At 35.6% G+C, this 9,510-nt stretch carries 10 protein-coding genes; 7 read left to right on the top strand and 3 right to left on the bottom strand.

Features of this window, described 5'->3' with window-relative positions:
- From AC1DJR_RS09600 to odhA, 3 genes are all read right to left on the bottom strand, one after another.
- A partial coding sequence (locus AC1DJR_RS09600) for a putative thiazole-containing bacteriocin maturation protein (RefSeq protein ID WP_477002480.1) occupies positions 1-1,032 on the bottom strand: 1,032 nt, incomplete at its 3' end.
- Between the two features lie 125 nt (positions 1,033-1,157).
- Positions 1,158-2,414, bottom strand: coding sequence for a 2-oxoglutarate dehydrogenase complex dihydrolipoyllysine-residue succinyltransferase (gene odhB / locus AC1DJR_RS09595; protein WP_429687377.1), 1,257 nt, complete (start codon positions 2,412-2,414; stop codon positions 1,158-1,160).
- Between the two features lie 130 nt (positions 2,415-2,544).
- A complete protein-coding gene (gene odhA / locus AC1DJR_RS09590) occupies positions 2,545-5,412 on the bottom strand; it encodes a 2-oxoglutarate dehydrogenase E1 component (RefSeq protein ID WP_477002479.1) in 2,868 nt (955 codons plus the stop codon).
- Between the two features lie 826 nt (positions 5,413-6,238).
- Here odhA and AC1DJR_RS09585 point away from each other — a divergent pair.
- The 7 genes from AC1DJR_RS09585 to AC1DJR_RS09555 all read left to right on the top strand — a co-directional run.
- The gene (locus AC1DJR_RS09585; protein WP_000428506.1) at positions 6,239-6,448 is read left to right on the top strand and encodes a helix-turn-helix transcriptional regulator; all 210 of its coding nucleotides are present in this window, start codon (positions 6,239-6,241) and stop codon (positions 6,446-6,448) included.
- 2 nt (positions 6,449-6,450) lie between these two features.
- Positions 6,451-6,828, top strand: a complete 378-nt coding sequence (locus tag AC1DJR_RS09580) for a permease (protein ID WP_214931393.1) — start codon at positions 6,451-6,453, stop codon at positions 6,826-6,828.
- Positions 6,829-6,856: 28 nt separating this feature from the next.
- Entirely contained in the window at positions 6,857-7,039 is a 183-nt protein-coding gene (locus AC1DJR_RS09575) for a DUF3976 domain-containing protein (protein WP_002011459.1), read from the top strand.
- Positions 7,040-7,175: 136 nt separating this feature from the next.
- Complete coding sequence (locus AC1DJR_RS09570; protein ID WP_429687379.1) at positions 7,176-7,538, top strand: hypothetical protein; 363 nt, start codon at positions 7,176-7,178, stop codon at positions 7,536-7,538.
- Positions 7,539-7,792: 254 nt separating this feature from the next.
- A complete protein-coding gene (locus tag AC1DJR_RS09565; RefSeq protein ID WP_078179204.1) occupies positions 7,793-7,951 on the top strand; it encodes an SDR family oxidoreductase in 159 nt (52 codons plus the stop codon).
- A gap of 32 nt (positions 7,952-7,983) precedes the next feature.
- The gene (locus tag AC1DJR_RS09560; RefSeq protein WP_477002478.1) at positions 7,984-8,883 is read left to right on the top strand and encodes an ABC transporter ATP-binding protein; all 900 of its coding nucleotides are present in this window, start codon (positions 7,984-7,986) and stop codon (positions 8,881-8,883) included.
- The coding region (locus AC1DJR_RS09555; RefSeq protein WP_477002477.1) for an ABC transporter permease at positions 8,876-9,510 on the top strand (635 nt) is incomplete at its 3' end. The genes AC1DJR_RS09560 and AC1DJR_RS09555, both read left to right, overlap by 8 nt.

Below are 9,510 nucleotides of genomic sequence, written 5' to 3'. Positions count from 1 at the left end.
ATTTTGCACCGTATCAATTGTAAAGATTTCATCGGTTGCGAGAAGATGTTTTATGAAAGGGTGCCACTTTCCTTCAAGTGTTTCCAAGTTTAATAAAAAGAATTGAGGATTATGCTGCCTATGTGAATCTTCAGCGACATGTTTAAATAACTCAAAAACGATAACATTTGCTAACATTGCAGATGCAATTGGTGAGAAAGGTTCAGGTGGATTTTCACTTTGTAAAGTAGTTTCGTGTAGACGATGCCAAGCTGATTCCCAGCATTCTTCACGGTCTGCGGTTACGACGGGTCCAGCTAAACCAATTCTTGATAAGCAAATAGCTGGTATGAAATTTTTCTTAAACTCTCTACAAATAGTATGGATTGCTCTTAAACTTTCAATATCTCCAYTTTGGGAAACGTATAAAATCCAGTCGAAAGGCTCGAATACTTCATGTAAAGGGCGATCAATTGTAATATCTATTTCTTGAATAAGTACATTGTCATCATTTGCATATGCACGTTCGCTTAATTCGTGAATTCGATCGTAGTTTGTTTTAGCACGATCTGTAACAAGATAATGGAATGTAGGTAAACCAGATTCTAATAAAGAAGAAACTAGGGAAGTAAGCATATCGCCAGAACCAATTATAAGCACATTTGCTGCGCGGTACGTTTCGAATTTTAAAGCGCCTGAATGGGAATCAGCTTCTAAAAACTCAATTTGCGAAGCATATCTGTCGAGTAATGCACTGTTTAATTCGTGGGGAGCATCTTGGCTTACATCACGAACGAAACCATTTTCATATAAAATCTCTCCAATTTCAAATACACGATTTTGATAGGGGAGAGGGAGACCATCGGTTATTTCTGTTAAAGAATGATTACCGTTAAACATAGGCATTAATTTCTCAATCCAGTCATAAATCCCATCACCATCCATACGGAATGAACTGGAGTTATTTCGAAAGTAAACACCCCCGTTTGAATCGGGGAGGAAGAAAGTATCCTTATTTGCTTTAAGTTTTGCATGAACTGGAAGGTTATTCATGTTTATCCCCCTTACGTTTTAGGCATACATTATTAGTCTATGTAGTGTGATTTGTCCCATATGAACATAATGAAAAAAGGCTGTAGAATGATTCATTCTACAGCCTTTAATAGATTAATAATCTATCAACCTTCTAATAATAATGATTTTGGATCTTCAAGCATATCTTTAACAGCAACAAGGAAGCTAACTGCTTCTTTACCATCAACAATACGGTGATCGTAAGATAGTGCAAGGTACATCATTGGACGGTTTTCCATACGCTCTGCATCAATTGCAACTGGACGTACTTGGATTTTATGCATCCCTAGAATACCTACTTGTGGACTATTTAGGATTGGTGTCGACATTAGAGAACCGAACACACCACCATTTGTAATTGTAAATGTACCACCTTGTAGCTCTTTTAATGAAAGTTTATTATCGCGTGCTTTCAGACCTAAATTACGAATCTCGCTTTCAATTTCAGCGAAGTTCAATTGGTTAGCATCGCGTACAACTGGAACAACTAATCCATCTGGAGCTGCTACTGCAATACCGATATCATAGAATTTTTTAATGATAAGCTCATCGCCTTGAATTTCAGCATTTAATAATGGGAACTGTTTTAATGCTGCAACAACTGCTTTTGTGAAGAATGACATAAAGCCAAGACGTACATCATGTTTTTTCTCGAAAGCATCTTTGCGTTCTTTACGTAATTCCATGATTGCACTCATATCAACTTCGTTAAATGTAGTTAACATTGCAGATGTTTGTTGAACTTCTACAAGACGTTTTGCAATTGTTTGACGGCGGCGGGACATTTTCACACGCTCAACTGGTTTTTCGAATTCAGTTTTTGCAACTGGAGCCGGACTTTGTTTTGGAGCAGCTGGTGCTTCTTTTGGMGCTGCAGCGTGAGCTTGTACRTCATGTGGTCTCACRCGTCCAAGTGGATCTGTGCTACGTACGTCGTTTAAGTCGATTCCTAATTCACGAGCCATTTTGCGAGCAGCTGGTGATGCGATAGGACGATTTGTATTTGGTAAACCTTGCAACGCTTTATTTTGTTCAGCACTTGGAGCTTCTGCTTTCGGTGCCTCAGTAGTTTCTTGTTTTGGTTGCTCAGCCAATGGAGCTGGTGTACTTACTGCAACTGCTGCGCCGTTTGCATCTAAAATTGCGATAGTAGCGCCAACTTCAACTGTATCTCCAGGTTCGCCTAGTAACTTCGATACAATACCTGAATCTTCTGCAATGATTTCTACATTGACTTTGTCAGTCTCAAGCTCAACAACGCTGCCGCCTTTCTCAACTCTGTCGCCTACGTTGATAAGCCATTGTGAAATAGTTCCTTCTGAAATAGATTCTGCAAGCTCAGGTACTTTAATTTCGATCATTTTAAATGTCCTCCCCTTATTTGCCTAACGGTGTGTTTTGTCTTCTTTAATCTTCGGTAATCTCCATGTATTAGCTCGACCTTGGGCAGAATATCTGCCCAAGCTGAGCTAGTGAAATTCATTGTTACTTTCAGTTGCTGAAAACTTCAATTTCTTGTTTATCTTGACGGAAGTTGTACTTCACATCTAAAGCGTGTGCAACGATTAGTTCTTGCTCAGCTTTGTGAGCGAATGGATCGCCACCAGATGGGCTAGAACGATCCGGGCGTCCAATGTAACCTGTTTTCACTTTATCCCCAGCTAGTTCGAACAGGATTGGAGCCATGTAATGCCATGCTCCCATATTACGAGGTTCTTCTTGAACCCAAATGATTTCTTCTAAGTTTTTAAAGCGTTTAATAATAGATTGAACTTTTTCAGCAGGGAATGGGTACAACTGCTCGATACGAACCATATGAACTTCATCTAGGCTGTACTCATGCTTACCACTTTCGATTTCTGCTGCTAAGTCAATTGCCATTTTACCTGTACTTAAAACAAGGCGTTTTACTTTGTTTGGTTTCGCACCAAGGTTTCCTTGTTCTAAAGCAGGTTGGAAACGTCCTTCACTTAACTCACTACCTGTAGAAAGTGTAAGTGGGTGACGTAATAAGCTTTTCGGCGTCATAATTACTAATGGTCGAACAGCCTCTGTTCCTAAGATAGATGCTTGACGGCGCAAGATATGGAAGTATTGTGCTGCGCTCGTTAAGTTTGCAACTGTCCAGTTGTTCTCAGCAGCTAATTGTAAGAAACGCTCTGGACGTGCACTAGAATGCTCCGGTCCTTGACCTTCATAACCGTGTGGTAATAGAAGAACTAAACCTGATTTTTGACCCCATTTCGCTCTTCCTGCTGAAACATATTGATCAAATAATGCTTGCGCAGTATTTGAGAAGTCACCATATTGAGCTTCCCACATCACAAGAGTTTCTGGAGCAAATACGTTATAACCATATTCGTAACCAACAACAGCGGCTTCTGATAACGGACTGTTATGAACAGAGAATGATGCGTTAATGTTCGGTAAACGATGTAATGGTGAATATGTTTCGTTTGTATCAGTATCGTGTAATACGATATGACGATGCGCAAATGTACCACGCTGTGAATCTTGACCAGTTAAACGAATTGGCGTACCTTCTTGYAAAATAGAAGCGAATGCTAAMGATTCAGCAAGTGCCCATTCAATTTTACCGTTCTCTTCWAGAGCATCTTTACGGCGCTCAAGAATTTTCTTCACTTTTGGATATACGTTAAAGCCTTCAGGCCAAGATAATAGTCCTTCATTAATTGCACGAAGCGAGTCAATTGAAACACCAGTGTCAATYGRCTGGATTCCTTTTGCAACAACCTCTGGAACTTTAACGTGAATTGTTGCAGCACTCGTATCAGCTGGTGGCACTTGTGCGTATTCAGCCTTTAATTCCTCTTGTATAAACTGAGTAATTGTTTCAACCTCATCTGCATCCAGAACGCCAGCAGATTGTAATTGATCTGCATAAATTGCTCTTACAGTTGGGTGATTTTTAATTTTTTTGTACACTTGTGGTTGCGTAACTGCTGGATCATCCATTTCGTTATGACCATATCGGCGGTAACCGATTAAATCGATTAAGAAGTCCTTTTTGAACAGCGTACGATATTGGATCGCAAGGTTTGCAGCAGCAAGACAAGCTTCCGGATCATCAGCATTTACGTGAACAATCGGAATATCGAAACCTTTTGCAAGGTCGCTTGAATATTTAGTAGAACGAGAATCATAGCTATCAGTCGTAAAGCCGACTGCATTATTTGCGATAACATGGATCGTTCCGCCAGTTTGGTATGCATTCAATCTACTTAAGTTGAGTGTCTCAGACACAACACCTTGACCAGGGAATGCAGCATCACCATGAACTAAAATTACGAATGATTTTGTAGTATCTTGTTCTGGAAGACCAGATTTTTTACGATTCTCTTGAGCTGCGCGTGCGAAACCTTCAACAACAGGGTTAACGAACTCAAGATGACTCGGATTATTTGCTAATGTAACACGAGTGCTAACTTCTTCATTACCAACGACTTGTTCTCTACCTAAATGGTATTTCACGTCGCCAGTCCAGCCAGCATTTGCCACTGCACCTTCTATTTTTGCATGTTTGAATTCTGCAAACATGTGATTATATGGCTTTTCTAATACGTGAGCGAGTACGCTTAGACGACCACGGTGAGCCATACCAATCATGACATCTTCAACGCCGCCTTTAGCACCTTCTGAAACAATTTCATCTAGTACAGGTACAAGCATATCAACGCCCTCTATTGAGAAACGTTTTTGACCAACGAATGTTTTATGCAAGAATTGCTCGAAACTTTCAACAGCAGTTAAACGTTTTAAAAGAGCAGTTCGTTTTTTATTTGATAATGGTTGACGCAATGAATTTGATTCCACCATTTGATGCAACCACGCGCGTTCTTCACTATCTTGTATATGTGAGAATTCATAAGCTAAAGATTTTGTATAAACGTCTTTTAATCTATGAATTACATCAAGTGCAGTGTGAATACCCTCTGGTGCATTTTGCCATACTGTTTTTGCTGGAATCGCTTTCAAATCAGCATCGCTCAGTTCGTTCATTGTTTTCTCGATAAGTGATTGTCCATTTGCAGCATCTTCCATCGGATTAATGTGAGCCAATGTATGCCCGAAAGAACGAATCTGTTCAACAAGTTGAACGACTTTAAGAATCTTTTCAATGTTCCCTGTGTTTTGAGGAGAAAAATGTGTTGCTGTGTTGTCCCCTGTTACGACATCATCTTGAAACGAAGGAGCTCCAAAAATTTCAAAAAGCTCTTGTAATTCCGGATCAACAGAACCTGCTCCAGTTACGTAAAGATCATACTGTTCAATAACATAACCAAGRTTCGGACCATGGAACTTGGCCCAAGGGTTTGTCGTTGTATTCTTCCTCGTCATTTGTTTAAACCTCCCAATGCATATAATCCTTTTTCCATACAAAAAGGTGCATTTTGCTCTTTTTCAATAATTGATGAACTAATAATTAATGTAATTGTTATCTTTACTCTTATGTTATTACAATAATTTACATAATACCAAACACTATTACTTATCTGTTTTGTAAAAAAACATTCACAATAACTTATCACCCAAGTTAATCTTTCATGTTATAAAGTAATTTTACAGAAAAATGGGGTGGATATATTTGGTATACCTACATTAATAACTATAATTGCTGAATTTAAATATAAGTATAACTATCAGAATGTTTCGATAAACTTTAGTTCGAATTATGTATATTGAAATAATAAGCGCTTCCATTGATATTATACAACAATATAACGGAATATAGTATAAAAAATAAAAAATTATGAATTTACCATAAACTTTATATCGATAGTGTTAAATATTGAAAGGAAAATGAAGGATTTCTACAAAAAAAGTGGCTATACATAAAAAATGCTTCATAAACCGTTAGTTTCTATAAATATGGCGAAAAACAACGTAAAAATAATAGCGCACATCACCCAATAAGGAGAAGAATGAAATATTTTAAAAGGATAAAACAAATATGGAGATATTAAATTTTCACAAAAGCGGGGAGGAGATATAGTAACGGCTATATACATTGTTCCATGTTTCATTTCAAAATAGACGTGCTGAATTTGAAAAAGTTTCTTCTATATAAATAGAATGAAAAATAGACGAAATGAATGTAAAGGAAACTTGACGTAAAGTTTCCTTTACATATATACTCGGTATAAGGAAGGAGGGAGAAATTTCCTTGGAAAATAAAATGGTCGAATACCGAAAAAAATTTGGATTATCTCAAGAAAAATTGGCTGAGAAACTTGGAGTTTCCAGACAAACCATCATTTCAATTGAAAAGGGAAAATATGATCCATCACTTCCGTTAGCATTTGAAATAGCAAAAACATTTCAGACAACGATAGAACATGTATTTATTTATGAAGGAAAGGAAGAGGGGGAATAAAGATGAACTATTCACAAAAGTACTTCGTTATGATGGGAATTATTTTTCTATTTATGAGTGGATTTATGATATTAACAGGTATAATGACGCATTCTGCACCRCCGGCTCCAACGTATACATTGCTTGCGATGATGATTATGTGTTTTTGCTTAAGTTACTTACACCCGCAATTTAAAGAAAAAGATGAGCGAATGAAACTTATTCGTTATAAAGGAATGTTCTTCAGCTTTTTTGCATTAACCGCATATTATCTTCTTTTCTCTTTCGGCTTAAACTTAAAAATAATTACACTATCTGCTACTGAACTATTGAACATACTTATGGCACTTACGATGAGTACAGTTTTTATATCGTTTGTTGTTTTATCGAAAAGATATTAAGATGTAAAAGAGAAAGGAAGATTAACATATGCAAATGATGTATGCTTTTGGCATGGGGCTTGTATTATTTTTAGCGGTATTCTTATTTATTCGTAAAGACGTTCAAGGCGGGACGTTAACGAAAAGAGGATTTTATAAAATGATCGGCTGTTTAGTTGTTATGTTTATAGCGATTATCGTAATGATCGTTCTAATTAATAAAACATTATAGAATTTAAAAACGGAACCTTACTTTATAGTAAGGTTTTTCTATTTGAAATTAATACTAAAAAATACCATAAAAACTATTTAGTGACTATATTTCCTATTATATAATCCAATAAAATGATAGATAAGGAGAATAGTATATGAACAAAAAAACTATCTTCTTTTTATTAACATGTCTACTACTTATAGCTAGTATTACTTATATAATATGTAACAAACGAGAACAAGTGCCACCTATGTTAGTATGGGAGGGCCAGGAATACTACGTTACGGATGAACCTGCCAAAATAGAAGAAGTAGGGCAAAAACTTGGCGAAGTAACAAAGAAAATTGAAACAATCAAAGAGCCTACTAAAGATAGTGAATCCAACGTATTAGAAGAAAAAACAGAAGTATTTGAAATGATTTTAGAAGAAGAGGATGAAAGGCCGCCCATATTCGTAAAAGAACCTAATAGTGAAGAATATAGAGGAGAAAGGCTGATGTTAAAACAAGTATTATAATAATGGAGAAACAAATTTTTAATAGAGAGTAGTGAGCGTTATGAGATGGAAAGCAGGAACGTTTGAAAAAATAGAAACGAATGATTTATCTATTGAGCAGCTTAAATGTGCCTATAAGTTGTTTTAAAGTACATAACGAAAATTTTTTCAAAGAAATACCTTATAAAAATATTGAAATATGCAAAATTGCATATTGGTTATTCTGAATCTTATGCTAACCTTATAATGAAAAATATAACATTTGTTGGTAATGAATGATTTTTGAAGGAAATAAGTTATTAAAAAAGATTCCATACAGGAAATTTGTTGAAATTTCAGATGTTACAAATGTTATCTTATTTTTAATGTCTGATAAAAGTGATGCCATTAGAGGGCAAAATATTGTGGTTGACTATGGATATACAATTGTATAAATAAATCATCTTGGGAATTAAGGGTGTGGATAATGAGTTTACTAATTAAAGATTTAACAAAGAAATTTGACGAGCATGTTGCAGTGAATAATTTGAATATCGAGATACCAAAAGGTGAAATATTTGGATTCTTGGGCGGGAATGGAGCAGGTAAAACAACTACATTTCGAATGATACTTGGACTTTTATCGAAATCAAGCGGGACCATTTCATGGAATGGTAAACCTATAAATTATGGTGTTACGGATAAGATTGGGTATTTACCAGAAGAACGTGGTCTTTATGCGAAAATGACTGTCAAAGAACAAGTTAATTTTTTTGCAAAACTAAAGAACATGAAAAGTAAAGATGCAGAAAAAGAACTTCACTATTGGCTGGAGCGTTTTAATATAACTGAGCATCTGAACAAGAAGGTAGGAGAACTTTCTAAAGGGAATCAGCAAAAAATCCAGCTGATAACAGCGATTATACATAAGCCTGAACTCTTAATTTTAGATGAACCATTTAGTGGTTTAGACCCAGTAAATGTTGAAATGTTAAAAGACGCTGTTCTTGATATGCAAAAACAAGGGTCGTCGATTCTTTTTAGTTCACATCGTATGGAACATGTGGAAGAGTTATGCCAACACATTYGTATCATGCACAAAGGAGTACCTGTTGTTCAGGGTGACATTGCCAAAATTAAAAGTGATTTTGGTAAAAAGAACGTTGTAATCGTTGGCGATCATGACTTTGAACATTTGAAAGAAATAAAAGGTGTAGAAAGTATGAAGAAACGTAAAAATGCAGTTACCCTTAAAATTTCATATGAAGAAGTTTCGCATGTTTTATTTAAAGAGATAACGAAATTAGGTTATGTTAAAAAGTTTGCAGTAGAAGAGCCTACATTAAATGACATCTTTATTGAGAAAGTAGGTGCACAGCATGAATAGTTTCTGGACGATTTTTTTACAAAACTATAAATCTAAGGTAAAAGCTACATCATATATTGTTATTACAATCATGATTTCTATGTTAATTATAGGAATGATGAATTTTGAAAAAATTTATAACTATTTTGTAGGTAACGAGGAAGAGCAAGTTGTCGTTGTTACAGAAAAAGAAGAATTATATACAACAATTCAACAAGTGTTTAAAAATGTCGATAGTAAGATACATGTTAAACATAGTACGGATAAACAAAAAGCAGAATCAGGTGTTAAAGATGGTGATTATACATATGCAATCGTTGTAGAGGAATTGGATAATAAGCAACTAAAGGCTACGTATATAACTGAGACAGATACAAATCAGCAAGATGTTAGTAAGGTTCAAACGATTTTATCTCAAATACAATCTTCTAATTTCGCGCAGCAATTAAATCTATCACAAGATGAATTAAATGTGTTAACAATACCAGTAGAAATTCATACCAAAACTATATCAGATAAGGTTAAAGATGGAAAACATACAGAGGGTGTAGGGATTTTAATTAATACCTTTATCATGCTAAATTATTTAATGATATTATTGTATGCTGCACAATTAGCTACAGATGTTGCAACAGAGAAATCTTCTCG

This window comes from Bacillus sp. 05T31, from assembly GCF_056396725.1.
Note: the sequence above shows the minus strand (reverse complement) of the source record. Positions and strands in the feature narration are given on the sequence as shown.